The organism is Burkholderia sp. SIMBA_051, from assembly GCF_046534915.1.
Lineage (GTDB): Bacteria > Pseudomonadota > Gammaproteobacteria > Burkholderiales > Burkholderiaceae > Burkholderia > Burkholderia ambifaria.
On the sequence record NZ_JAWRXS010000004.1, the window covers coordinates 200,546 to 226,154 of the forward strand.

The 25,609-nt window shown below is 65.4% G+C and carries 24 protein-coding genes; 7 read left to right on the forward strand and 17 right to left on the reverse strand.

What is annotated here, in order from left to right; translation table 11 throughout:
- Nucleotides 1–132: 132 nt before the first annotated feature.
- Both SB771_RS11335 and SB771_RS11340 read left to right on the forward strand, forming a co-directional pair.
- Nucleotides 133–1,887, forward strand: a complete 1,755-nt coding sequence (locus SB771_RS11335; RefSeq protein ID WP_175660694.1) for an AMP-binding protein — start codon at nt 133–135, stop codon at nt 1,885–1,887.
- Between the two features lie 29 nt (nt 1,888–1,916).
- The gene (locus SB771_RS11340) at nt 1,917–2,846 is read left to right on the forward strand and encodes a DUF1571 domain-containing protein (protein ID WP_175660693.1); all 930 of its coding nucleotides are present in this window, start codon (nt 1,917–1,919) and stop codon (nt 2,844–2,846) included.
- A gap of 27 nt (nt 2,847–2,873) precedes the next feature.
- Here the strand turns inward: SB771_RS11340 and SB771_RS11345 are convergent, their stop codons facing one another.
- Nucleotides 2,874–3,155, reverse strand: coding sequence for a hypothetical protein (locus SB771_RS11345; RefSeq protein ID WP_126227643.1), 282 nt, complete (start codon nt 3,153–3,155; stop codon nt 2,874–2,876).
- A 295-nt stretch (nt 3,156–3,450) separates the two neighbouring features.
- Between SB771_RS11345 and hfq the strand changes: the two genes are divergently transcribed.
- Complete coding sequence (gene hfq, locus SB771_RS11350) at nt 3,451–4,041, forward strand: RNA chaperone Hfq (protein ID WP_012363769.1); 591 nt, start codon at nt 3,451–3,453, stop codon at nt 4,039–4,041.
- Between the two features lie 83 nt (nt 4,042–4,124).
- On the opposite strand, the gene SB771_RS11355 is transcribed toward hfq, so the two are convergent.
- The 14 genes from SB771_RS11355 to SB771_RS11420 form a co-directional block, all read right to left on the reverse strand.
- Nucleotides 4,125–4,832, reverse strand: coding sequence for a DUF2968 domain-containing protein (locus SB771_RS11355; protein WP_105834292.1), 708 nt, complete (start codon nt 4,830–4,832; stop codon nt 4,125–4,127).
- Nucleotides 4,833–4,887: 55 nt separating this feature from the next.
- Nucleotides 4,888–6,279 (reverse strand): sigma 54-interacting transcriptional regulator, encoded by a 1,392-nt coding sequence (locus SB771_RS11360; protein WP_011656714.1) that lies wholly within the window; start codon nt 6,277–6,279, stop codon nt 4,888–4,890.
- Between the two features lie 17 nt (nt 6,280–6,296).
- The gene (locus tag SB771_RS11365; RefSeq protein ID WP_175660692.1) at nt 6,297–8,162 is read right to left on the reverse strand and encodes a TadG family pilus assembly protein; all 1,866 of its coding nucleotides are present in this window, start codon (nt 8,160–8,162) and stop codon (nt 6,297–6,299) included.
- An 11-nt stretch (nt 8,163–8,173) separates the two neighbouring features.
- Entirely contained in the window at nt 8,174–8,533 is a 360-nt protein-coding gene (locus SB771_RS11370) for a DUF3613 domain-containing protein (RefSeq protein WP_410721795.1), read from the reverse strand.
- Nucleotides 8,530–9,417 carry a pilus assembly protein gene (locus tag SB771_RS11375; RefSeq protein WP_175660690.1) on the reverse strand — a complete coding sequence of 296 codons (888 nt, stop codon included), beginning with the start codon at nt 9,415–9,417 and terminating at the stop codon, nt 8,530–8,532. Before SB771_RS11375 ends, SB771_RS11370 begins: the two co-directional genes overlap by 4 nt.
- Before the next feature lie 24 nt (nt 9,418–9,441).
- Nucleotides 9,442–10,455, reverse strand: coding sequence for a type II secretion system F family protein (locus SB771_RS11380; RefSeq protein ID WP_105834287.1), 1,014 nt, complete (start codon nt 10,453–10,455; stop codon nt 9,442–9,444).
- Nucleotides 10,456–10,459: 4 nt separating this feature from the next.
- A complete protein-coding gene (locus SB771_RS11385) occupies nt 10,460–11,428 on the reverse strand; it encodes a type II secretion system F family protein (RefSeq protein ID WP_105834286.1) in 969 nt (322 codons plus the stop codon).
- Nucleotides 11,421–12,785: a CpaF family protein gene (locus SB771_RS11390; RefSeq protein WP_011656708.1), complete on the reverse strand. Its 1,365-nt coding sequence runs from the start codon at nt 12,783–12,785 to the stop codon at nt 11,421–11,423. The genes SB771_RS11385 and SB771_RS11390 overlap by 8 nt, the downstream gene beginning before the upstream one ends.
- Nucleotides 12,786–12,788: 3 nt before the next feature.
- On the reverse strand, nt 12,789–14,069 hold the full coding sequence (locus SB771_RS11395; protein ID WP_175660688.1) for a fimbrial protein: 1,281 nt from the start codon (nt 14,067–14,069) through the stop codon (nt 12,789–12,791).
- Nucleotides 14,070–14,114: 45 nt separating this feature from the next.
- Nucleotides 14,115–15,449, reverse strand: coding sequence for a type II and III secretion system protein family protein (locus SB771_RS11400; protein WP_175660887.1), 1,335 nt, complete (start codon nt 15,447–15,449; stop codon nt 14,115–14,117).
- 64 nt (nt 15,450–15,513) lie between these two features.
- Nucleotides 15,514–16,419 carry a Flp pilus assembly protein CpaB gene (gene cpaB, locus SB771_RS11405; protein WP_175660687.1) on the reverse strand — a complete coding sequence of 302 codons (906 nt, stop codon included), beginning with the start codon at nt 16,417–16,419 and terminating at the stop codon, nt 15,514–15,516.
- An 88-nt stretch (nt 16,420–16,507) separates the two neighbouring features.
- Nucleotides 16,508–16,978 (reverse strand): TadE/TadG family type IV pilus assembly protein, encoded by a 471-nt coding sequence (locus SB771_RS11410; RefSeq protein ID WP_011656704.1) that lies wholly within the window; start codon nt 16,976–16,978, stop codon nt 16,508–16,510.
- On the reverse strand, nt 16,975–17,475 hold the full coding sequence (locus SB771_RS11415; protein WP_011656703.1) for a prepilin peptidase: 501 nt from the start codon (nt 17,473–17,475) through the stop codon (nt 16,975–16,977). Before SB771_RS11415 ends, SB771_RS11410 begins: the two co-directional genes overlap by 4 nt.
- Before the next feature lie 80 nt (nt 17,476–17,555).
- Complete coding sequence (locus tag SB771_RS11420) at nt 17,556–17,720, reverse strand: Flp family type IVb pilin (protein WP_011656702.1); 165 nt, start codon at nt 17,718–17,720, stop codon at nt 17,556–17,558.
- A 663-nt stretch (nt 17,721–18,383) separates the two neighbouring features.
- On the opposite strand from SB771_RS11420, the gene SB771_RS11425 reads away from it, so the two are divergent.
- From SB771_RS11425 to SB771_RS11440, 4 genes are all read left to right on the forward strand, one after another.
- Nucleotides 18,384–19,967 carry a collagen-like triple helix repeat-containing protein gene (locus tag SB771_RS11425; protein ID WP_175660686.1) on the forward strand — a complete coding sequence of 528 codons (1,584 nt, stop codon included), beginning with the start codon at nt 18,384–18,386 and terminating at the stop codon, nt 19,965–19,967.
- A gap of 40 nt (nt 19,968–20,007) precedes the next feature.
- On the forward strand, nt 20,008–21,357 hold the full coding sequence (locus SB771_RS11430; RefSeq protein WP_175660685.1) for a collagen-like triple helix repeat-containing protein: 1,350 nt from the start codon (nt 20,008–20,010) through the stop codon (nt 21,355–21,357).
- Nucleotides 21,358–21,500: 143 nt separating this feature from the next.
- Nucleotides 21,501–23,186, forward strand: a complete 1,686-nt coding sequence (locus SB771_RS11435) for a ShlB/FhaC/HecB family hemolysin secretion/activation protein (protein ID WP_175660684.1) — start codon at nt 21,501–21,503, stop codon at nt 23,184–23,186.
- A 165-nt stretch (nt 23,187–23,351) separates the two neighbouring features.
- Nucleotides 23,352–23,813 carry a DUF2147 domain-containing protein gene (locus SB771_RS11440; RefSeq protein ID WP_165751315.1) on the forward strand — a complete coding sequence of 154 codons (462 nt, stop codon included), beginning with the start codon at nt 23,352–23,354 and terminating at the stop codon, nt 23,811–23,813.
- Between the two features lie 99 nt (nt 23,814–23,912).
- On the opposite strand, the gene SB771_RS11445 is transcribed toward SB771_RS11440, so the two are convergent.
- Nucleotides 23,913–24,323 carry a transposase gene (locus tag SB771_RS11445; RefSeq protein WP_006752277.1) on the reverse strand — a complete coding sequence of 137 codons (411 nt, stop codon included), beginning with the start codon at nt 24,321–24,323 and terminating at the stop codon, nt 23,913–23,915.
- Between the two features lie 144 nt (nt 24,324–24,467).
- Nucleotides 24,468–25,565: a cell division protein ZapE gene (gene zapE / locus SB771_RS11450; protein WP_006752278.1), complete on the reverse strand. Its 1,098-nt coding sequence runs from the start codon at nt 25,563–25,565 to the stop codon at nt 24,468–24,470.
- Nucleotides 25,566–25,609 lie beyond the last annotated feature (44 nt).

Consider the following 25,609-nt stretch of genomic DNA (forward strand, 5'->3'; position numbering starts at 1 on the left):
GGCGGCCCGGGCCGTACGAATGTCATGCGGCGGGAGCCACGGCTGGCCGGCTTTCGTCGACGAAAAGCATGGGACGAGCGCAAAGCGCTGAAGCGCCGACGCTCGTTCCCCGCAAAGCCTTGGAGACACATCATGTCCTCGTCCGCAGCAACCGCAACGACCCAGCTGCCGCCGAACAGCGACGGCGTCTGGTACGCGTCGTATCCGCCCGGCGTGCCGCACGAGATCGACGTCACGCAATACACGTCGCTCGTGCAGTTCTTCGACGAATGCACGACGCGCTTCGCCGAGCGGGTCGCGTACGTAAGCGCGGGCGCATCGATGACCTACCGCACGCTCGCGCAGAAAGTCGACGCGTTCGCGTCGTATCTGCAAAGCACCGGCGTGAAGCCCGGCGACCGCGTCGCGATCATGCTGCCGAACACGTTCCAGTACCCGGTCGCCCTGTTCGGCACGCTGAAGGCCGGCGCGATCGTCGTCAACGTCAATCCGCTCTATACCGCGCGCGAACTCGCGCACCAGTTGAAGGACAGCGGCGCGCAGACGATCGTCGTGTTCGAGAACTTCGCGCGCACGCTGCAGGAAGCGCTGCCGGAAACGCAGGTGAAGAACATCGTCGTCACCGCGCTCGGCGACCTGCTCGCCGACGGTTTCAATGCGAAGGGACGCCTGATCAACTTCGTGCTGAAGCACGTGAAGAAGCTGGTGCCTGACTACAGCCTGCCGCAGGCGATCCGGCTGCGCTCCGCCCTTGCGCTCGGCGCGCGCGGCAAACCGCAGCCGGTGCCGACGACGCGCGACGATCTCGCGTTCCTGCAATACACCGGCGGCACGACCGGCGTCGCGAAAGGCGCGATGCTCACGCACGGCAACCTGATCGCGAACCTGCTGCAGGCCAAGGCGTGGATCGCCGATCAGGTGTCGGGCGACGTCGAGACCGTGCTGACGCCGCTGCCGCTCTATCACATCTATTCGCTGACGGTGAACGCGTTCATCTTCATGGGGCTCGGTGGGCGCAACATCCTGATCGCGAACCCGCGCGACATGAAGATGGTGATGAAGATCATCCGCAACGAAACGTTTACCGGAATCACCGGCATCAACACGCTGTACAACGCGTTCCTCGACAACGAGGAATTCCGCAAGCGCGACTTCTCGCAGCTCAAGCTCGCGATGGCGGGCGGGATGGCGATGCAGCGCGCGGTCGCGGAGCGCTTCCAGCAGGTCACGGGCCGGCCGGTCGTCGAAGGCTACGGGCTCACCGAATGCTCGCCGATCGTCACGATGAATCCGGTGAACCTGAACGACATGGGCGAATTCAGCGGCTCCATCGGCCTGCCCGCGCCGTCGACGCTCGTGCGCTTTCGCCGCGAGGACGGCACCTGGGCCGCCGTCGGCGAGCCGGGCGAGCTGTGCGTGCACGGGCCGCAGGTGATGCGCGGCTACTGGCAGCGGCCCGACGAGACCGCGAAGGTGATCGACGCCGACGGCTGGCTCGCCACCGGCGACATCGGCGTGATGGACGAGCGCGGCTTCATCCGCCTCATCGACCGCAAGAAGGACATGATCCTCGTGTCGGGCTTCAACGTGTATCCGAACGAGATCGAGGAAGTGCTGGTGATGCATCCGGGCATTAGCGAGGCCGCTGCCATCGGTATCCCGGACGAAGTCCAGGGCGAACGGATCAAGGTCTTCGTCGTGCGCCGCGACCCGGCGCTGACCGTCGACGACGTGCTCGCGCACTGCCGCAAGAACCTGACCGGCTACAAGATGCCGAAGTTCGTCGAGTTCCGCGACGCGCTGCCGCAGACCAACGTCGGCAAGATCCTGCGCCGCGCGCTGCGCGACGAGGAGCTCGCCAGGATCAAGGCCGCGAAACAAGGCTGAACGACGCATCGCTCCGGGAGACACTGTCGATGAACGAAGGACACAAGCGCCGCGCGACGCGTGCTACGCATGCCGCCGCTGCGGTCGCCGGCATGCTGTTGCTGTTGCTCGCTCAGCCGGGCCTGCACGCGCAGGAAACGGCCGATGCCGCGAGCGCGGCGCAGGCGGCCGCCCTGCCGGCGGAGCTGGCGAAGGTCGCGCACGAGCCGCCCGCGCAGCAGGCGCGCTGGCTGCGCACGGCCGCCCAGCGCGGCACGCTCGCCCAACTCGACGATGCGACGCTGACGACGCTGTTCAAGGCGCTCGATCCGCTCGCCGTGCCGCTCTATATCCGCAACGGTCCCAACGGTTATCCGTCGTACCAGTTCACGATCGTGCGGCAGGAACGCATCAGCGGGAAATGGTCCGACACGCCCGATCGCATGCTCGTGAAAACCACCCGCGAGCCGCTGCGGGTCTATGCGAAATGGCTGCCGGGCGGCGCGCATGCGGGCCAGGAGACGATCTACGACACGACCCAGCGCAAGGACGAGATGTACGGCCATCTCGGCGGCCTGCTCGGCAAGATTCCGTTGTGGACGGCGCTCGACGGCGCACTCGCACGCGCGCAGTCGAATCACCAGGTGAAGGATCTCGGCACCGAGTTCATCACGAACCTGTACCTGACCGAAGGGAAGAAATACCAGGAAGCCGGCGTGCAGCGGCCGACGCAAGTGGAAGCGAAGACGATCGGCGGTGTGCGCGTCGTCGCGCTCACCTACGAGACGCCGACCGGCCGGCCGCAGTTTTACGCGAAGAAGGAAACGCTCGGGCTCGACCTGCACGCGCCCTACTTCCGGACCGTCGAATCGTATGACAACGACGGCAGGATCTTCGAGCGGATCATCATTGAGAAGATCGCGCCGGCCCCGCTCGACGAATCCGCGTTCGACCCGAAAAACCCGGATTACGCGTTCTGAGCGTCAACGGCGTACCGCATGGCGCGCTCAGTCGTCGTCATCGTCGTGGTGATGCTTGTGCCAATGCTTGTAATAGTGCTTGCGCCATTTCCGGTAACGGTCGTCGTCCTCGTCGCCGTCGTAACCGTATCCGTAGCCCGGATACGCGACCACCGCCGGCTGCGGCGCCACATAGACCGGCGCCGGTTCGACATAGACCGGCGCGACCGGCACGCCGACGCCCACCGACAGGTCGACGTGCGCCATTGCACTGGCGGAAGCGAGCAGCGCCACGCTCCCGATCGATACCGCCCATCCCCTCTTGTTCATGTTTCCGTTCCCTGATCCGCCGGCCTGCCCGGCACGCGCGATGAAGATAAGCCGGCCGCGCCGGGCCAGGTGCTACGCCGCTGCGAGAGTCGTAACGCGACGTAACGAAACGGCGTTAGCCATTTGGCCGAATCGCGAAAACGCGCTGGAACGTCTATAGTGGGTTACGGTTCGACACAATCACGAGCGCGCGCTGCTGGAACGAACAGGGTAAAATCCCGCCAAACACCTGGTGGGCGACCACGCCATCCACACGCACAACATATTCTCTGACGCAGGCTCCTGCCGCACCTCAATGGCCAATCCCGCAGAATCCCATCCGCAAAACGACTTCATCAATTCGGCGCGCAAGGAACGTAAGCGTGTTGAAATCTATCTCGTCAACGGCATTCGTCTGACGGGGTGTATCGAGTCGTTCGACCAGTACCTGGTGATGCTGCGCACCCCCGTGGGTCTGCAAGGCATCTACAAGCGTGCGATTTCCACGATCCAGCTCGATACGGGCGGCTCGCGCCCGGGCGGCGGCGGCCCCCGCGGCCCGCGCACCGGCGGTCGGCCGGGCGGCCGCGAAGGCGGTGGTCACAGCCCGTACGGCTCACACGGCGGCTCCCGCGAATCGCGCGGCGACGGCGGCTACGGCTCGCGCGAGCCGCGTGAAGGCTACGGCTCGCGTGAACCGCGCGAAGGCTATGGCTCCCGCGAACCGCGCGAGGGTTATGGCGCCCCCCGCGAAGGTTACAGCGCTCCGCGCGAACCGCGTGAAGGCTACAGCGCGCCGCGCGACGCCGGCGACGCGTCGGGCAACACGTCGCCGTCCGATACCCGCGGCGGCAACGGGCCGGTGATCGTCACGCGCCGCCGGCGAATCGTGCCGGACGGCCAGTAAGACAAAAGGGCAAGCCAACCGGCTTGCCCTCTTTCCTGGTGGGCCGGCGCGGCATGTCGCCGCACCGGCCGTACGGTGATCCCTCAGTGTGCCGTCGCCGGCAAGCCCGCGTTGGCCTCGCGCTGCAGCGAACGCACCTGCTGCTGCAATGCGCGCAGTTGCGACTGAAGCTCCGCCTGCTGCGCCTGCAGCGCCGCCGTTTCATTGCGGACGCTCTTCTGGCGATCCACGACCGCAGCCTGCTGCTCGCGTGCGATGGAGATGTCGGCCTGCAGACGCCGCGCCCGCTCCTGCGTGAGCGCGATCTGCCGGTCCGTCTGGGCCTTCTGCGATTCCAGCTTCGCCGCACGCAATTCGTTGACGGCCAGCCGTTCCGCCTGATGCGAGAAATCGCGATAAATCGCTTCCGCCCGCGTTTCGTCGTAACTCTTGATCACGCGCCAGAACGCCTTCTGCTGGAACAGCGCAACGAAATAGGCACCGTCCTTCACGCTGAACAGCAGGCTCGCGCCGTAGCTGCCGTTATAGCTCGTGCGCATTTCCGTCAGCGAATGCGCCTGGATCTGGCGCTGCAGCTCGTCAACCGTGCTCGGCCCGGTCGTGTCGCCCGCCTGCGGCTGCACCGACGTTTGAACCTGCTGGTCCAGCACCGGAATCGCCGCTACCGGCGCCGACGCCTGCTGTACGGCCGGCGCTCCATTGCCGGCCAACCCCTGCGCGGACGCGCCCTGCACGCCTCCCATCATCGCGAGCAACACACACGCCCGCGCCAACCCCGTCATATGGCTCATGAATTTTTATTCCCCGCCCGTATCGTTGTAATGCAGCGCGATTTTATCTCATTAATTATTCGCTTTCGCGAGTCTCGGGCTCTTCGTCGAATATCTGATATTTGCGCATCTTTTCCCACAACACCTTGCGGCTGATGCCGAGCTGCAGCGCCGTATCCTGGCGCCGCCAGCCGTTTGCGTCGAGCGCCGCGATCACGCGGCTGCGCTCGTTCATGTCCCACTTGCTTCGGTCGACGAAGACTTCCGCCGCGCTTTCCACCGGCACCGGCTGCGCCGAGTTGCGCGCATGCGCGACCAGCCGCTGCAGCCGCGCCGCGTCCCAGCCGCCCGTCTGCCGCACCGTCACGCCGACGCGCTCCGCGAGGTTGCGCAGTTCGCGCACGTTGCCGGGGAAATAGCTGTCCGCGACCGCGTCCGCGAGCCAGTAAGGCAGATCGGACAGCTGCGCGAGCCGTTCGTCGCCCACCACTTCCGCGACGAACGACTTGAACAGCGCGATCTTGTCGACCGCGCCGCGCTCCTCCAGTGACGGAATGCTCAGCTCGATCACCGCGAGTCGATAGTAAAGATCCGCGCGGAACAGGCCGTCCTTCACGAGCTGCGGCAGCTTCTTGTTGCTGGCCGCGACCAGACGGAAATCGACCTTGATCGGCGACGTCGCGCCGACCCGCAGCACGGCGCCGTCCTCGAGCACGCGCAACAGCTTGACCTGCTGGTACAACGGCAGGTCACCGACTTCGTCGAGGAACAGCGTGCCGCCCGCCGCCTGTTCGAAATAGCCTTTATGCGCAACAACCGCGCCGGTGAACGAACCTTTCGCATGTCCGAAGAACAGCGATTCGAACAGGCCGTCGGGGATCGCGCCGCAGTTGACCGGCACGAATTCGCCGTTGCGATAGCGCGAATGCTTCTGGTGGAGCAATTGCGCGATGCGCTCCTTGCCGACGCCGGTTTCGCCGTGCAGCAGCACGTTGGTGTCGCAGTCGGCGAACGTGTCGACTTCGTGCAGCAGCGCCTGCATCGACTCCGAGTGCGCGACGAGTTCGGACGGCTGCAGCGTTTCGGCCGCGTGCGCGCGCAGCTGCGTGACGAGCTTGCCGATCATCCCGCGCAGTTCGGCGCAGGTGAAGTCGAGCGGCAGAATGTGCGAATAGTCGGGCGGATACTGCGATGCGTCGTGGTCGCGCGCCGCACCGACCCAGACGACCGGCATGCCGATGTTGGCTTGCCAGTCGCGCAGGAACGCCGCGCCGGTTTCGATCATCGTCACGCTGATGATCGCGAGCGATGGCCGCAATGCGGCGCGCTCCGGCGAGATTTCCGCATTGTCGGCGCGGATCACTTCGACGTCGAAGCTCGCCATGCAGCGGGCAACGCGGTCGACAATGTCCGCCTTGCCTTCCCAGACGTACAGATCGAGTTCTGCGATTGCGGGCGTGTTTCTCATCGGGTGGTCTTGCTTCTCTAATTACTGACAGTTTGCGCAGCGCCGCAGGTCAGCGACATCTGATGTACCGTGGCGGCACCGAGCTGGACGCCAAGCAGATCGAGCAGCGGATCGATGATACCGTCCAGCGCGCTCAACAGCGGGCTCAAAACACCGGTCAGGACCCCTAGCAGTTTCGGAACAAAATCCGCTGTGAGCGGGACGGTGACGAATCCGAACAGCATCTCCACTTTCGGTGTGATCGTGGCCGAGCTCAGACCTGCCAATGCATTGCTCACGGCTGAACCCAGCGCATTCGTGTTGGTGGTCCAGTAGTAGGACGGATCGCTTCCGCCCCGCCCGTAAAACGTATTGGTCGCCGTGTTGCCGGCCAGCGCCACCGACACGTTGGAGACGGTCGCGGACACCTCGACCGCGCCCGCCAGTAGCTGCACGTCTAGCACCTTGGCGGGCGTCGAGCAGCTGTAGGTCGCCGGCAGGTTGAGCAGGTTGCCGCTGAGCGGCGGCTGGCCGATACATAGATTCGCGACGCTCGGTTGCGCGCTGATCGTGGCCGAATTCGGCGAGGTCCGGCAATTGGTCGACAACAGCGTTGCGCTGCCCGCACCGAGCTGCACGTAAAGCGGCAGATACACGTTCGCGGACGCCACGACCGGCAGCGGATTCACACCGAGGTCGACGAGGAGATAAACGCCGATCTGCGCATTCGTCGCGACCGTGCGCCACGCGCCGGTCGCGTCCTTCCCGCCTTCGCCCACCGCGATGGTCGGCGGACTGATGACCTGCACCTGCAACTGCGCGATCGATACGGAAGTGCCGTTCGGCAGCGCAAGCGGCACATTCGCGCCGATTACGACGCCCGGCTTGCCGCTCTGCGAGATCTGCGCCATCGCCATCACGAGATCGAGCACGTTCACGGTCGCGTCGGCCGCCGCCTCCGCATTCGCGAGGCCGAGCGTGAGCAGCGACGTGGCACCCTGTCCGGTCAGGCGCGCGACGTTGATGCTGGTATTGCTGAGCAGGCTCAGGTTAAGGATGTTGTTCAGTGCGCCGGTAGCACTCGACTGCAGAGCGGTGCCGAGGGTGGTGGTCTTCCCGACTGCCGCCACCGTCGCCTTGAGCAGCGTGCCGACCGATGCCTGCGCATTCACCAGCCCGCCCATCGTCCCGTTGCCCACCGACAGCGACTGCAGTGCGACGGCGATATCACCCAGCTTGACGTTCGCGCAGGCAAGGCCCTGATAGGACGCAAGATTGAGCGTCAGCGGCGTACCGCCCTGGCCTTGCAGCAGCGCGCCCAGCAGCGCATTCACCAGACCGGGATTGCCGGTCGGCACACCCGAGCAGCCGACTCCACCGACGGCGGCCAGCGTCGCGCCGATCGAGAACGTGTCGATGTTGGTCGCCTTCGCGGTCGACGTGGCGATCACGGTGCGCGTCGGTCCAAAGAAGAAATACGGCATCGACTTGGAAATCGTGACCCGGACCGCATTCAGCTGGGTGAGCATGGGAACCGATGTCTTCGACGAATAGAAACTGCTCGACGTCCCGGTGGCCGTCGGTGCCCAATAACCGCAATCGGCCGACAGGGTCGTGGTGCCGCCGACGGAAAAGCCGTTCGTCGATGCGTTGCTCGTGGCCACGCTCGTCACGTTCGCACACGCATCGTCCAGCCGCTGGACCGCCGCCAGCGCCGCGAGATCGGCGACGCGCTGCATGTCGCGGCGGGCCAGAAACACGTTGCCGATGTCGACCGAACCGAGAATGACCATCGCCAGCAGTATCCATACGGACGCCATGACGACGACCGCGCCGCGCTGTCGCCGCGGCGCGGCGCGCCCCCGTCCGGTCACTCGATTCGATGAATGGCGAGCCGCGATCATTACCGTCCCGCTCAATACGATTGCATGGAATGCTGTCCGCCGGCCCCGCCGCTGCCGTTCGCGTTGACCGGCGACCCCATCGACTCCGGAATCTTGTGCTTGAACGAATCGAGATAGCGCTGGTAACTGAGCGACGCGGTATCGCCCAACATCGGCAACGCCGGTCCCGCCGCACGGTTGTCCCGCTGCAGCGCGAGCAGCGCGTCGGTCGCATGGCCGACTTCGGCCGCCGACGGCATCGATTCCGCGCAATGTGCCGCAGTCGTGGCCCCCAGCAATGCAACCACTGTGATGCCGCGATGCAGCCATGCAAGGCGGCGCTTGAAATGTTTGTCGTTCGTCATGTCACTTCCCCCCGAATGCTTTGTCATTGTGCGAACCGTTGCAGCAGCGGCGCGGTGGGATCGAATCCCTGAATGTTTGCGACGGGCGACGGCCGCCGTGAGACATCGGCGCCCGACACGTCGACCACGCTGCCCGAGCCGACCGGCGTCACCGTCGCGACCGAGGCCGGCGGCGGTGCCGCGCGGCGCCACGCACGCGCTGCCGCCGTGATTTTCATCGCGTCGCCGCGGATGTCGTTGCGCACGTCGGCCGACAGCTTCTGCTGTGCCATGAGTCGCTGCGCGTCGCGCGTACGGCCGGACGCGAGCAGGTACAGCACCAGGTTGCTGATGATCTTTGGATTGTTCTGGTCGAGTTCAGCCGCCTTCATCAGCGGGATGCGCGCACCGTCGATATCGCCGCCGCGCAATTTTGCGTAGGCGAGATCCGACAGCGTCGCGGCATCGGTCGGTGCCAGCACCGTCGCCTGCGCCAATGCCTGCGCGGCGCGCGGAAAATCGCCCGCCGCACCGGCGATCAGCCCCAGCCCGCGATACCCGCGCGACGCCAGCGGCGTGTTGAGCAGTTGCGTATAGACAGCCGTGCTCGCGGCGGGCTGGTCGGTCATACGCAACGCATCGGCGCGCAGAAGGATGGTCTGCGGTGACGCACCGTACTGCTTCTCGTACGCATCGATATGCGCAAGCGACGCGTAGTACAGTCCTTGCGACTGCATCCGCTCGATCAGGCCCAGATACATGCCGGGCGTATCGGGTGCTGCCTGTTTCTGGGCCGCGGCGTCCATCAATGCCGCACGCTCGGCTTGCGGGCCAACACCGTACCCGCTTTCCTTGAACGCCGAACATGCGCAGAGCAGGCCAGCCATCGCCACCATGCCGGCCACTTTCGCGACTTCATCGATGCGTTTCATTTTCCGTCCTTTCCCTTCCCTGCATCAGTGCTGCGCCTGGTTCAGCGCACGCAGCACCGAAATCATCCCCGGCCCGGCCGTCACGATCAGCAGCGCGGGCAGAAGCGTCACGATCATCACGCCCGTCATCTTCACCGTCAATCGACCGATGCGCTCGCGCAGCATCGCGCGACGTGCCTCGCGCAAGCGTTCGCCGAACTGCTTGAGCGGCTCCTGGACCGCGCCGCCGTGCTTGTCGACCTGTATCAGCAATCGCACGATGGCGCGCAGATCCTCGTTTTCAAAGCCCGACGACAACCGCTGCAACGACTGCTCGCGTGTTCGCCCCGCCGCGAACTGCCGTTGGGCGATTTCCATTTCCGACGAGAGCACGGGCATCATGCCCTTGAAGTCGTTGGTGACGACCTGAATACTCTGATCGAGCGACAGGCCAACCCCTTGAAGCAGACGCAGCATGTCGACCAGCAGCGGCAACTCGTCGGTCACCGCTTGTCGACGCTTCGCGGCACGGCGCCTCAGGTAGAGCTTCGGCACCATGAATCCGACGATGAACGAAATACCCACGCCCAGCCACCACTGCGTGCCACTCACATGCGGCCCGACCACGCCGATGTATGCGAGCGGAATGACGATCGAGCAGGCGATCCGCGCACTCAGGAACAAGCCGCGCGTGCGCGTATCGACAAAACCGCATTGCTCGAGCAGCAGCCGATCCTCTTCGGCCACGACCAGCCGACCGATACCGGTATCCAGCCAGCGCATCCCGAACACCGACAGACGTGCCTGCATTTGCGCGAGTCGCGACGGCTGACCGGGTGCCTGCCGGGCGTCCGGCTCCTTCCGCAACGATTCGTCCGCATCCTGGGCCGCCCGCCCGCTCGCGGCCGCCAGCGCTGCAAGCCGCCGCTCGAGTGCGTCGGTCAGTGTCCGGCCGCTGCGCGATTGCGCATGCGCGCTGCGGATCGCGAGCAGCGCCAGCAACAGGATGCCCAGCGCCCCAAGCACCAGTGCGAGCGAACCAAGTTGATTGGCTGTCATGCCGTCACCTGAGTTTGGCCATGTGATAAAGCCAGATCCCGCCCGCTGCCTGCAGCATGAAAGCGAGGACCAGCAACTGCCGACCGGTGTAATCGTTCCACATCGACTGGAGATAGAGCGGATTGGTCGCGATGACGAAGCTGCCGATCGCGATCGGCAGCATGACGAGCACCCATGCAGACAAACGCGTTTCCGACGACATCGCCTCCAGTTCCCGCTCGGCCTGTTCGAGGTCGCGCATGAACGTCGACATCCGGTCGAGCATGATGTCCGCGCGGCCGCCGTACCGCACCGACAGCCGCAGCACCGACCCGACCAGTTCGAACTCCTTCGTGTGGTACACGTTCGCGATATGCATCATCGCGCGGTCGATCTCGACGCCCGTGCGCAGCATCCTCGACACATGGTCCAGGCAGCCGCGCAATGGCGCCTCGGTGGTCTGCAGCGCGGCCTGAAACGCGGCCGGCACGCTATTGCCCAGCGTCACCAGCCGCACGATGCCGTCCAGAAACGACGGCAACTGGCGAACGATCATCTGGCGCCGCCGATGTATGCGCGACACCAGCCAGAACACGAGCAGCGCAGCCCCGCAGACGAGCGCGGCGATGCCGCCGAGCCAGCCGCCCCGATCCCCGGCGGCGAACGCGGCCCCGATCAGCGCCAGTAACGCAAGCAGCGCCTTGCCGCGCGCGTCCTCGATTCCCGCGCGGCTTGCCACGTTGGCGAAATACTCGGTCGCGACTGCGCGCCAGCGTGCCCATTGCGAAGCGGGTACGCCGGCTGACGCGCGCGCCGCGGCGGGCGCCGCCGGCCGGGCTTGCTGCTGACGCACACCGCCCGCTCGCGCGCCGGGTTCGATCCGGCTGTCGATGAAGCGCTGCACGTCGGCGCGATCGCGCTTCATCTCGCCGTGCCGCCACAGCATCAGCGCGGCGGCCACGAGCAGAAGCGCCATTGCCAGCACGCTATACATTGAAACCCCCGCCGCCGCGGCCGAACCCGCCGCCGAACCCGCCACCGCCGCCGCTACCGCCGAAGCCGCCCTGCAGCGTCTGACGGAAGCGGGCGAGCTTCGGCGAGTGCGGATGAATGCCGAGCGATTCCCAGGTGTCGACTTCTTCGCCTTCGGGCGTGACGCGCGCCTCGTAGCGATACAGTTCTTGCGTCGCGATGATGTTGTCCGACAGGCCGGTTACCTCGGTAATCGACAGGATCCGGCGCCGGCCGTTGGACAGACGGCCAATCTGCACGATGAAGTCGATCGCGTTCGCGATCTGCCGGCGCAGGCTCGACTCGGTGCCCTGGAACCCGGCGAAGCCGGCCAGCATCTCGAGACGATAGAGGCACTCGCGCGGCGAACTCGCATGCACGGTTCCCATCGAGCCGTCGTGGCCCGTGTTCATGGCCTGCAGCATTTCGAGCACCTCGCCGCCGCGCACTTCACCGACGATGATCCGGTCCGGACGCATCCGCAACGTATTGCGCAGCAAATCGCGAATCGACACGACGCCGGTGCCGTCGAAGCCGCCGGGCCGGCTTTCGAGGCGCACGACATGCGGGTGATTCAGCGACAGTTCGGCCGTATCCTCGATCGTCACGACGCGTTCCGGCTCGGGAATGTGGAACGCGAGCGCATTGAGCAGCGAAGTCTTGCCCGAGCTCGTGCCGCCCGACACGAGGATGTTGCAGCGTGCCTCGACCGCCGCCTCGAGCAGCGCACCGAGCTCCGCATTGAACGTGCCGTTGCCGAGCAGATCGGCCGGCTTGAGCGGATCCTTGCGGAATTTCCGGATCGACACGACCGGCCCGTCGATCGACAGCGGCTCGATCACCACGTTGACACGCCCGCCGTCCGGCAGGCGCGCATCGACCATCGGATTCGATTCGTCCAGGCGTCGGCCGATCGGCGCAAGGATGCGTCGCACGATACGCAGCAGGTGCGCGTTATCGGTAAAGCGGATCGGCAGCTTGGCCAGGATCCCGTGGCGCGACACGTAGATGTCGTTGTAGCCGTTGATCAGGATGTCCTCGACATGCGGATCGGCGAGCAAGTCCTCGATCGGCCCGAACCCGGCAAGCTCCTTGGTCAGCGCCTCGGCAATCGTCCTGACCTCGTTCTCGTTGAGCGGGATGCGCCGCAAACGCACGAAGCTGTCGATTTCCAGGTCGACGAACTGATTGATTGCCTGGCGCGACCAACGACCGAATTCGGCCCCCAGTTCCTCGATGCGCGTCAGCAAATGTTCGTGCGCGGCATTCTTGATGTCATGGAACTGCTGCGACTGGGAGAACGGCGCGGCGCCGTCGGCAAATTGAATGTCGTGTGCCATCGCTTACGAACGCTTGGACGAAGGTTGAATGAAACGCTTGAGCACGGACAGGCCCGAAGCGGCGCTCTTTGCCGGCGTCACCGTGCCTGCCAGTCGCTCCGCGAGCGGCTCGAGCGCACGCACATACGGATCGCGCTCGGCCATGTCGACGATGAGTCGCCCCTGGTTGGCCGCCTGCCCGATCGACACGCGCCGCGCAGGCAGCGTCGCCAGCAACGCGATGCCGAGCCGGTCTGCGATCTGGGCCGGCGTCAGGCTCAGTGCCGCGTCGTACTGGTTGACAACGAGACGCATCTTGCCGAGGTCCATCCCTGCATCGCGCAGCCCCTCGAGCAGATCGACCGCGGAGACGATCGATGCGACGCCCTGATCGCAGACCAGCCACGCCTCGTCGGCAACCGCCGCGATCTGCGCGACGAACTCCAGGTTGGTAAAGCCGCCCAGATCGACGATCTGCTGATCGAAGAATGCGCGCAGCCGGTTCAGCAGGCCGACGCAGGCCGCATACGACACGTCGCGCAAATCGGCGAGGTTCGGCGGCAGCGTCGTCAACGCCACGCCGCTCGCGTGTCGGGCGAGGGCCGTGTTGACGAAGGTCCGGTCGATGCGGCGCAGGTTCCGCACGGCCTCGACGAAATGGAATTCGCAACGCGTGTTGAGAAAGAGTGCGCTATCGCCCGCCGGCAGCCCCAGATCCACGAGCGCCGTTTGCCGGGCATGCGGCGTGGCGACACCGAAGGCAGGCGCGTCGCCGGAGACGATGCCGGCAGCGCCGCGCTTGTGCAGCCATACGGCGAGATTCGATGCGAGCGTACTCACGCCCATCCCGGCGCGCGCACCGAGCAGCGCGACCAGCTTGCCGTGGCGATTGGCCGGTTCCGCGCCGGCGTGCTCGAGCAGTCCGCGCGTAATACGCAATGCGTCTTCCGCGCTGCCGGAAACGTCGATGAAATCGCGCACGCCGGCCCGGAGCGCCGCGAGCGCGCTTTCCGGCTGCGCCAACGTACCGAGCGCGACCACCGGCAGGCTCGGATGTGCAAGACGCACCGCCGCCGCGGCAGCACTCGCTTCGGCCTGGGCACGGGAAAAATCGATGAAGACGATCGCCGGGTTGAGCCCGAGGATGCGCTGGGCCAGCGCGCCGGGCTCCAGCGATACCGCTTCCACCATGCCGGCCGAGACGAGCGTATCCCGCAGCCAGCGCAGATGCTCGTCCTGGTGGGATGCGCATACAAAATAATCAGTCACGGCGGGCTCAGCCAATGAAAGGGTTCTCGCGTTCATGTTGAATACCCCCGAATCCGTATCGCGCGATGCCGCGCCGTGCGGTCATTTCGAAAATCCCGGCGCGGCATCCGGCGACGCGATACCGCCAAGATACGAGCGCCAGACAGGCCCGTCGCGCTGCTCGGACAGCTCGCCCGGCGTCGCCGGCAGCGGTGCGCCCTTCGCGATCGGCGCCACCAGATGCGGCGTCACGATGATCACCAACTCCTTGTCGTTCTGCTGGTAATTCAACGATTTGAAGAACGCACCGATGATCGGCAGATCGCCCAGGACCGGCACCTTGCTGATGTTCGACATCGTTTCGCGGTCGATCAGGCCGCCGATCACGAAGCTCTCGCCATCACCCAGTTCGACCGTCGTATCCGCGCGCCGGGTCGTGATGGCTGGCACCGACACGCTGTTGATCGTCACGCCGTGCTGAAAGTCGAGCTGACTCGATTCGGGCGCGACCTTGAGCGCGATCCGGTGCTGGCTCAGCACGGTCGGCGTCAGCGTGAGACCAACGCCGTACTGCTTCCAGTCGATCGCCGTCGCGCCGAGTGCCTGCGGCACCGGCACCGGAATTTCGCCGCCCGCGAGAAAACTCGCGCTCTGCCCCGACAGCGCCACCAGCGTCGGCTGCGCAAGCACACGGGCCAGGTTGTTCGCTTCGAGAATCGAAATATTGCCGAAAATGCCGCGGCCGGCGGAATTCACGACCAGGTTGAACGCCGACGCGATCGGAATGCCGCCCGTCGCCGCGAAGGCCGACGTCGCGCCGCCCGTCACGGACTGAAGACCGCCCGGCGAAAACGCACCGAACGCGAATCCGTTGCTCTGCTTGAAGAAGTTCAGCCCCGCTTCCTTCAGCACCGAGCGGCTGAATTCGACGACGCGCACATCGACCTGCACGACGCTCCGGTTACCGACCGTCGACGCATCGATTACCGTGCCGTCCTTGCCGCCCATCCGCTTGCCGACGGCCACGGCCCGTTCATGCGCGTCGAGCGACGCCGAGGAGCCTGACAGGACCGCGGCTCCGCCGTATCCCTTGACCTTCGGCCCCGAACCATCCAGTGCGGCCTGGGCGGCCGCATCGACGACATTGACGTTCCACACCGTCGGCTCGTCGCGGCCCCGCTCCCACAACAACACGTTCGTCGAACCCGGTGCTTTCGCAATCAGCAGCACGGATCCGGCATGGCTCCCCTTCATGACCAGCACGTCGACGACGGCGGGATCGCCAACCGCAATCCGTTGCAGCGTGCGGCCGGCAGCGACCTGTCGTTGCGAGCCGACCGCAAGGTCAATCGACGCGTTCGTACCGGCAGCCTCCGTCAGGACACCAAAGGTCATGGCCCAGATAGCAATCGCGTATGCAATCAGTTTGTTTGTCATTGTGTCGGGGCCGTCGCGCGGCCTTCTCTGTTCCGTAGCTGCTGTCGATGATCGTACGTTGATGTCAATAGGCAACCGTTTCGGCACGCCCGCCACGAATGACTTCGATACTGCTGCCGCTCCCCCGGGCCATCACCGGCGCGCGCGGGACAACCGGCGCGCGGGGCGTAGCACGCGCACGCCCACCCGACAGGTCGTCCAGCCATACGCCGCTCGCGGCCTGCGCCGACGGCGTCGCGCCCCCGCCCCCCGTACGAACCGCGACCGTCTGTGTCGCGATGTCGGTGTCGCGCGGATTGCGCAGCGCGAGCGTCAGACGACCGCTTGCCTCGGCGAGCGTGAGCGCATCGACATGTGCGGTCGGCACGGCGAGCACCGCGGTCCGCACCGCGCCGCTCGGTCCGCCACCGCCGTCCCGATCGGAGGTCGCATCGCCGAACGACAGCACACGGACCCTCGACAGCAGCAGGCGCGCCTGCGTAGCGGGAATCTCCGAATTCACCAGGGCGCCGCCGGATCCGTCACGCCGCAGATTCAGGAACACGTCGACAAAGTTGCCGGGCCGCAGCCGGTTGCCGACCGCGTTCGATTCGTCGACCTTCACGGCGACGGCACGCTCACCAAGCGCCACCTGGTCGGCCAGTCCGGAGGTCAACGCGCCTTCGAGCACCGGTGCGGCGGCAAGAATGTCGTTCGCCGGCACGCGACCGACAAGGGCCGTCGGATCGCTGAACCCGCCAGTCGGCATCATCGGCACCTGTGCAAGCTTCAATGCATCGGCGGGAATCGGCTGGCCGGCCGGCAGCACGCGCGCGGCCACGACGAGCGGCACCGATTGCGCCGCGATGGTCGGCGTTGCCACAACCGGCGGATGAGCCGGCGCGCGGCCAAGCGTCCATGCATAGATCCCGAGCAGGACTGCGATTGCGATCAGCAGCCCGGCGATGATCTTCGTCAAGTTGTTGGCCATGGTGAATGTCGGTACCGTAGATTGATGTTGTTATGTTCGCGCGTGGACACCGCTGTGTGCATGTGACCCGCCGTGTATGCTGCCCGGCTCATAGGATGGTTGCCGGATTGATCTGGACGGTGGCCGTGCCGGTAAGCTGCGCCGGCGTGACGAGACCCAGCAACGGCAGAGACGGAACCAACGGATGCGCCTGGTACGGATAGGTCACCGTGACTGTCACGCAATACATCGCCGGGTCGTAGCTGCAGGCTCCTGATACCGGCGTGGGGATCTGGACATGGGCCAGCCATGAAGTGAGGCCGGCAGCCGTCGTCTTTGCCGCGCTCGCCCGGTCCGTCAGCGCCTGCGAGCCCGAACCGTTGGCCTCATACACATAGTTCAGTGCCGAACGCGCGCCCTCGGTCGCCGCAAGCGTGAGGCTTTGCTGAACCGCGAAAATGAGCCCGAACGTCACGATCGCGTACAGAATCAGGAAAAACAGCGGAAATACCAGCGCGAATTCAACGGCAGTCGCTCCTCGCTCCCTCGAGCACGCGGCCGGTCGATACTGACGTTTCATCGCCCGCTCCAGGTAACGACCAGATAGCCCAGCCAAATGGCCGCGGGAACGACGAGACACGCCGCGTACGGTGTCGAGCGCCGTCCGGCGAGCGCCATTGCCGGCAATCCGCGCACCCATAACGCGCCGAGCGGCGTGCGAGTGAGCAGCATCAATCCCAGGACGTGCACGCCGGCGGCAAGGCTGGCAATCACCCACAGCCAAAGCAATATCGGCAAACCGCACCACGCACCGAGGACCGCGAATACCTTGACGTCCGCCGCACCCATGACGCGCATCGCAAAAAGCGGGAAGAAACTGACCAAACCGACCAGCATGCCGATCAATGCCTGCCCGGTTGAAATACCAAATGGATTTGCGTGTATCAGTGAACTGACGAGCGCAGCAGTGCCTCCGCAGATGACAAGCGAATTCCGAACGAGCCGAAATCGAATATCACCGGCAGCAACGAGAGCGGCCCAGGCAAAAAAAATGCTGGTGCTGAGGAGATGTGCCATATCGCGAACGACTGCGCATGCCGATGTAACGGCGAGCGAGCCGCGACCGCGACTCGCTCGCCCCCAACGAACCGCAATGGTTAGGGCAACGAACTGGCAATCGTGGAGAACAGAGCCGCGATCTTCGTGCCGATGGTCGTCACGCTGGTAATGATCAAGGCCGCAATCAAACCCGCAATCAGCCCATACTCGATCGCGGTCACCCCGTCTTCTTCCTTGAGGAAGCGCTTGATAAGTGCTTTCATTTTTTAATTCCTCGTGCCTGTATGTACGTTTTTTGGCCTTTTATACGTTGTACATCCCCGTATATCTGGCCCGTGCCCCGCGCCGTTCGTTATCTGCGTAACGACAAGCGGGTGCGCTTTCTTTATATGTCACCCAGAGGGGTGAGTATCACAATTTGATGGAAGTTAACATTCGCGATAGTGCCCCTCCTCGAACGTCGTGTACCAATCCGTACATTTCCTTACATCTGCTCCGGATTCTATATCCGTTCCTATTTAAGTTCCAACCTCTTTCAGGACGGGTCGAAAAAACTTTCCGAGAGCACAACGCATTTGTACGGCGTTTCGGTACGACTTACACATAGGATTTACGATAGGTTAGATGTGCGTGCCTAATCCACCAGTAAAACAACAGACCGCCCGCGGGCCCTGTAGCGGCCCAACGTTACGCCGCACGCGTAACGCCAATGTTGAGACGTTACGTTACGAAGCGACCGAAACCGTTCTCATTTGACTGCTTTTAAACAGTTTCAACAATCTTTCAATTTCCCCAAATTCCTTTTCCGACAAGGAATTGCGTCGTTTAAAACCAATCGTCAAGCCGACGGCTCTCGAAATGGCACGACAGTTGCAGAGTAATCCTCGCAGCACTCAACACAACATCAGCTTCAATGCGAGGACGAAATGGACATTCAGGTTATCCCTCATGGCATGCTTCGGACGACTATGATCGCGGCCACCGTGGCAGCCATGCTTTCCCTCTCCGCGTGCGGCGGCTCGGGTTCCATCAGCAAGGGGATCAGCGGCGGCTCCGGTTCCGGCGGCAGCGACTCGATCTCCACGTCGGGCGGCGGCACCTCGGGCGGCACGTCCGGTTCGACGAGCGGCGGCACCTCGGGCAGCACCAGCGGCTCGACCAGCGGCAGCACGAGCGGTTCGACGAGCGGCAGCACGAGCGGAACGACGAGTGGAACGTCCAGCGGTACGAGCGGCACCTCCGGTGTGTCGGCGAACCCGGTAGGGAGTGTCCTCGCACAAGGCGGCAACGTCATCACGAGTCTCGGTGGAACCGCGTCGGGCCTCGGCAGCACCGTCGCGAACCAATCGCTGCCCGGCGTCGATCCGGCCACGACGCAGGCCGCCGGCGGCATCATCCAGTACGTCGGCGGCGCGGTCACGGCGCTCGGCACTGGCGTGGGCGGCGGCCTCGGCCAGCTCGGTGCGACGAAGGATCCGGTCGGCGTCACGGTCGCGAGCACGGGCGGCGTCGTCAACCAGCTCGGCGGCGCGGTCACGCAAACAGGCAACCTGGTCACGAGCCTCAGCAGCGGCCCGCTGTCGCCGCTCGCCCCCGTCACGGGCGCCGTCGGCGGCCTCGTGACGCAAGTCGGCAACGCGGTCTCGAACGGTGGCACCACGCTGTCCAACGCGCTGTCGACCGGCCCGATCCAGCAGATCACGCAGACGGTCAGCTCGGCCATCACGCCGATCACGACGATGGTCGGCCAGACGACGCAGACGATCGGGACGGCCACCGGCCTCGGCGCGCCGGTCAACACGCTGCTCGGCACGATCGGCAACGGCCTGAACCAGGGCGGCGCGCTGATCGCCTCGACGGGCGGCAACCCCGTCACGACCGGCCTCGGCAACACCGTCTCGTCGACCGGCAATACCGTCAAGGCAGTCGGCGGCCTGCTCACGGGCAGCACCGGCGGCGCGACCAACCCGCTCGCCCCGCTGACCGGCCTCCTCTCGACGGTCAGCGGCCCGCTCGGCGGCGCAACGGGCGGCACGAGCGGCGGCCCGCTCGCTCCGGTCACCGGCCTCGTCTCCACCGTCACCGGCGCACTCGGCGGCGCAGCCGGCGGCACCAGCGGCGGCCCGCTCGCTCCGGTCACCGGCCTCGTCTCCACCGTCACCGGTGCACTCGGTGGCGCAGCCGGCGGCACGAGCGGCGGTCCGCTCGCTCCGGTCACCGGCCTCGTCTCCACCGTTACCGGTGCACTGGGTGGCGCGGCCGGCGGCACGAGCGGCGGCCCGCTCGCCCCCGTCACGGGCCTCCTCTCCACGGTCACCGGCGCGCTCGGCAGCGCAACCGGCGGTGGCAATCCAATCGCCGCTCCGGTCACCGCGGTCACCAGCACGAGCGGCGCACCGTCACTGAGCGGCACCACGGGCGCCGTCACGAACTCGGGCTCGGGTTCGAATCTGCTCGCACCTGTCACGTCGCTGATCGGCGGCCTGCTCGGCGGCACGCGCGGCAAGTAATCAGACATCCATTCATCGACAAGACAGCGAGGAGTCCATCATGTCCCAGCAACGTTCCTTCACGACAGTCGCGCTGCGCCAGTGGCGCATGCCCGTCACCGTATTCGCCGCTGCGTGCCTGCTGGCCGCCTGCGGCGGCAACAGCGTCAGCACGCCGCCGACCGCCAACAACGGCGGCGGCTCCAGCGGCACGAGCGGTACCAGCGGCACGAGTGGCACCAGCGGTACGGCGACCGGCACCAACGGCGTCGTCAGCACGGTCGGCCAGACCGCGACCGACCTCGGCAGCACGGTCGGCAACATCAGCGTGCCGGGCCTCGGCGACGGCGTGACGAAGGGCGTCGGCAGCACCATCTCGAGCACCGGCACGATCGTCGGCGCGGCCGCCGACGCGTTGAGCAACGGGCTGGGACAGACCGGCACAATCAAGGACCCGGTCGGCACGACGGTCGCCGGCCTCGGGAACGTCGTCGGCGCGACGAGCAACACCGTGTCCGGGCTGAGCTCGACGGTCAAGGCGCTCGGCACCGGGCAGCTCTCGCCGCTCGCCCCGGTGACGACACCGGTCGGCACCGTGCTCGACACCGTCGCCAACGGTCTGACGGCCGCCGGCACGACGATCGGCTCGACGCTGTCGTCGGGTGCCGTGCAGCAAGTGACGCAACCGCTCAGCTCGGCAATCACGCCGCTGGTGATCACCGCGGGTCAGGTCACGCAACAGGTCGGCACGACCACGGGCCTCGGTCAACCGGTATCGGGCCTGCTCGGTCAGGTCGGCGGCGCGATCAGCTCGGCGGGCAAGCAGGTGGCCAGCACGTCGAATCAACCGCTCGTCGGCGACGTCGGCCAGCTCGTCACCGCGGTCGGCAACACCGTGACGAACGCGGGCGGCCTCGTGAACCCGAACGGCCCGAACGGCGCGGCACCCATCCCCGGCCTGATCACGAGCCTCGTCGGCGGCTCGACCACGGCCGTTCAGAACGGCTCGTCGTCGGGTTCCAGCGCGACGAACCCGCTCGGCGGCCTGCTGTCCGGCCTCGGCTCGACGCCGCTCGGTTCGCTCACGGGCTCGGTCGGCGGCGCAACGGGCAGCTCGGGCAGCAATCCGCTCGCGCCGGTCACGGGCCTCGTGTCGACCGTAACGGGCACGCTCGGTGGCGCGACGGGTGGCGCAGGCGGGGCAAACCCTCTCGCGCCGGTCACCGGTTTGCTGAATACTGTCACCGGAGCAGTGGGTGGTGCGGCGGGATCCGGGGCTTCGTCGAATCCGCTCGCGCCGGTCACGTCGCTCGTCGGCGGGGTGTCGGGGACGGCCTCGTCGGGCGGCTCGACGGGCCTGCTGGCGCCTGTAACGGGGCTGCTGGGCACGCTGGGTAGCGTCGGCAAGTAAGGAGGACGGTCGCGCCTTTGCAGCCGGAGCAGGAGGCGCGGCCGTACAAAACAAACCGGCCATGCGGCACGCGGCGCGCGACACTACGATGTCGCGCGCACGCTTAGAACGAAGACGAAAAGAAAGGCCTACGAGGAAGAACAATGAAATCCAGATTCGATACATGGATGATGCTGCTCGCCATCGCGGCAGCAGGCACGGCACAGGCACAGACGCGCGCAGCAGGCAACCCGCTCGATTCCCTCCCCCAGATCAACGCGCCGAAGAAAGGGCCGAGCGTCACCGTGCAGGTCGCGCCGCAGGCACCGCAGTTGCAGGAATTGCTGTCGCGGCACGTGACACCGACAACGTTCCAGGTCGAAGGCGTGAAGTCGGTGCCGTTCGACGAAATCTCGCGTCGCTTCACGCCCCTCGTCGGCAAGGACATCACGATCGGCGAGCTGATCGAAACCGCCAACGGCGTGACCAAGCTGTACCAGGATCGCGGCTATGCGCTGTCGTTCGCGTTCATTCCCGCGCAGACGTTCGAGAACGGCGTCGTGCGCGTCACGGTCGTCGAAGGCTACGTGTCGGACGTCAAGGTCACCGGCAAGCCCGGCGCGATGGAATCGAAGATCCGCGCGATCGCCGCGCACATCACCGCCGATCGCCCGCTGCGCCGCGCGACGTTCGAACGCTACGTGAACACCTTCGGCCTCCTGCCCGGCGTCACGGTGAAGGCCAATGTGCCGCCGCCGCAAACGACCGACGGCGCGACGACTCTCGAACTCGCCGTCGACCGCAAGGCATTCAACATCAGCACCGGCATCGATTTCAATCATCCGGGCGTCCAGGGGCTCATCACCGCGACGGAGAATGGCCTCACGTCGTTTGGCGAGCAATTGAGCATTTCCGCACTGGTGCCGCCCGGACGCGACAAGCAGACCTACGTCGCATTCAGCGGCGCGGTGCCGGTCGGCAGCAGCGGCCTGGTCACGCGCCTCGACGCCAGCACGTATCGCGGCAAGCCGACCGACAACCCGGGCCTGCCGTCGACCGTCGAGCGCACGGTCAAGAACGAGAAGCTCGGTCTTTCGGCCTCCTATCCGTTGCTGCTGAACAACCAGCGCAGCCTGCTCGGCACCGTGTCGGGCTATGCATCGCACAACGAAGACCGCTATCAGAACACGATCACCGGCAACAGCATCGACACGCGCTCGCAGGTCCGCGTGCTGCAGATGCAGCTCGACTACACGAGCGTGTCGGCCAAGCAGGTTCAGAAACTCAGCGTCAACGTCGCGAAGGGCTTCAACATTCTCGGCGCGTCGAAATCGCAGGACATCACGCTCGGCTCGACCACGACGTCGGTGGACAGCCCGATTTCGCTGACGTTCGTGCGCACCGGCGCGACCTTCACGCAAACCAACGAATGGCCGTTCAAGATCGGCACGTCGGTCTCGCTGACGGGCCAGTACAGCCCCGATTCGCTGCCGACGTCCGAACAGATCTCGTTCGGTTCGACGCGCTATGCGCTCGGCTACCAGCCCGGCGAAACGTCGGGCGACTCGGGTTGGGGGATGTCGCTGGAGGTCAATCGCGCCTTCACGCCGGGCTGGACGTACATGAAGTCGATCACGCCGTACATCGCTTATGACAGGGCACGTGTGTACCTGCATACGGGCACGCCGTCGCCGAGCCGCTTGTCGTCGGTCGGTATCGGCGTACGGTTTTCGGACAGCCGCTACTACAGTCTCGACCTGAATATCGCGAAGCCGGTGGGCGATGCACCGGTCGAAAGCGCATCGCGCAGCCCGCGCGTGAATGCCGCGTTCTCGTATCAGTTGAACTGATCGGTCACCAGACAGCGCGCGTCTCGCGGGCTGTTTGGATTAGAGCCCCCTCTATCAAACGCAGCGCGTCGTTTCACGTATTCTGGGAAAGCTCGCAACATGCCACGCCCCATGCAGGCGGTCGTGCGAGCGAATCGAACACGACATGAAACAAGGAGGAAGACGATGATTCAACTGACCCGCCCGTTGCGCGCACTGGCCGTCGCAAGCGCACTGCTCGCTTGCGCCGCCCCCACCTACGCCCAGGCCGACAACCCCGTCGGCATGTGGCAGACGATCGACGACAATACGCATCAGCCGAAGGCACTCGTGCAGATCGCCGAAGACGGCGACGGTACGCTGTCGGGCAAGGTCGTCAAGGGCCTCGGCGCCAACGACACGCCCGATCGCCGCTGCACCGCGTGCACGGACGAGCGCAAGGATCAGCTCATCAAAGGCATGACGATCATCAAGGCGATGAAGAAGGACGGCGACCACTGGGACGGCGGCAACATTCTCGACCCGGAAAACGGCAAGGTCTACAAGTGCAAGATGTCGCTGGCAGACGGCGGCCAGAAGCTCGTCGTGCGCGGCTACGTCGGCGTATCGCTGCTCGGCCGGTCGCAGACCTGGGTTCGCGCACAATAACGCGACGCGCGTCGATACGCGCGACGCAATGAAAAATCGGCCTGCGATGTAGTCAGGCCGATTTTGTTTGGGCGCGTGCGTGAATGAAACCGGGCGACATCACGCTGCGTGCTTCAGCGTATCCGACGCATAGCTGCCCGGTGCACGATACACCGGCGCCGCGGCACCCCGCGCCTCTGCCGCCTTCGATTGCGTGTGCTTGCGCATCCGCGTGGACAGTTCGTTGCACAGATTCACGCCTGCGTCGCCATACAGCTCGCGCATCACCTGCATCAACGTGCCGGTCTCGTGCCAGACCTTGAAGCGGCGATGGCATGTCTGATATGAAGGGTAACGACGCGGCATCGCGGACCAGGTCGCGCCGCTATAGATGACCCATAGAACGCCGTTCAGGACGGCGCGCGTGTTGGCCAACGGCCGGCCGCGCAACTCGGTGCGCGGCTGCATTTCGGGCAGAAGCGGCACGACGCAGTGCCACTCGTGGTCGGTCAGATCGCGATACGGTGTCATGGATATCTCCAGCCTTAGGAACCATGACACAACGATATCGGCCGACTTCAACGATGAATATAAGACAAGTCCGAAAATACCCGGGGATCGCGATAATTTGACCGGAATTGACGTTTAAAGCCCGTCATTTATCGAAAACTACGCTCAGGTCAGCGAAGTATCGACGATGCGACGCGGCGTTTCAATGTATTCCTTCGACTGCATCTCGACGATCCGCGACACCGTGCGCGCGAACTCGTTCGCCATCGGCCCTTCGACGTACAACTGCTCCGCCGGCACCGCCGCCGACATCAGCAGCTTGACCTTGTGGTCGTACAGCACGTCGATGAGCCACGTGAAGCGCCGCGCCTCCGATGCCATGCGCGGCGACATCTGCGGCACTTCGGACAGCACGATCGCGTGAAAACGGCTCGCAAGCTCGAGATAGTCGTTCTGCGAACGCGGGCCGCCGCAGAGCGTCGCGAAATCGAACCAGACGACCCCGTCGGCCTTGCGCAACGCCTTCAGCTCGCGCTTCTCGATATGCAGGATCGGGCTTTCGTCGGGCACCGCGGCGAGCTTTGCGAATGCATGACGCAGTTCGCGATCGGCATCCGCGCCGAGCGGCGTGTGGTACATCCGCACCTGCGCGAGCGTGCGCTGGCGATAGTCGACGCCCGCGTCGACGTTCAGCACGTCGAGCTTTTCCTTGATCAGCGCGATCGCCGGCAGCATGCGGTCACGATGCAGGCCATCGGGATACAGGTCGTCGGGATCGTAGTTGGACGTCATCACGAACTGCACGCCGTTGTTGAACAGGCGATCGAGCAGCCGGTACAGGATCATCGCGTCCGCGATGTCCGATACATGGAATTCGTCGAAGCAGATCAGCCGGTAGCGCTTCGCGATGCGTCGCGCGAGTTCGTCGAGCGGATCGGCCTGCCCTTTCAGCTCCTCGAGTTCGCGGTGCACTTCGCGCATGAATTCGTGGAAGTGCAGGCGCGTCTTGCGCTGCACGGGCACCACCGCGTAAAAGCTGTCCATCAGGAAGCTCTTGCCGCGGCCGACGCCGCCCCACATGTAGACACCACGCGGCAGGTCCGGATGATTGATGAGCTTCTTGAACGCGTTCGAGCGGCGCGCCTTGTAGTCGACCCACTCGTCGAAGCAGTGCTGCAGGCGGTCGACGGCCGCGCGCTGGGCGGGATCGGACTGATAGCCGCGCGTGGTCAATTCGCGCGTGTAGTATTCGGTGACGTTCATCGGGCAAACCGGAAAAAACGAAGGCGAGCGGGAAACTCCCGCCC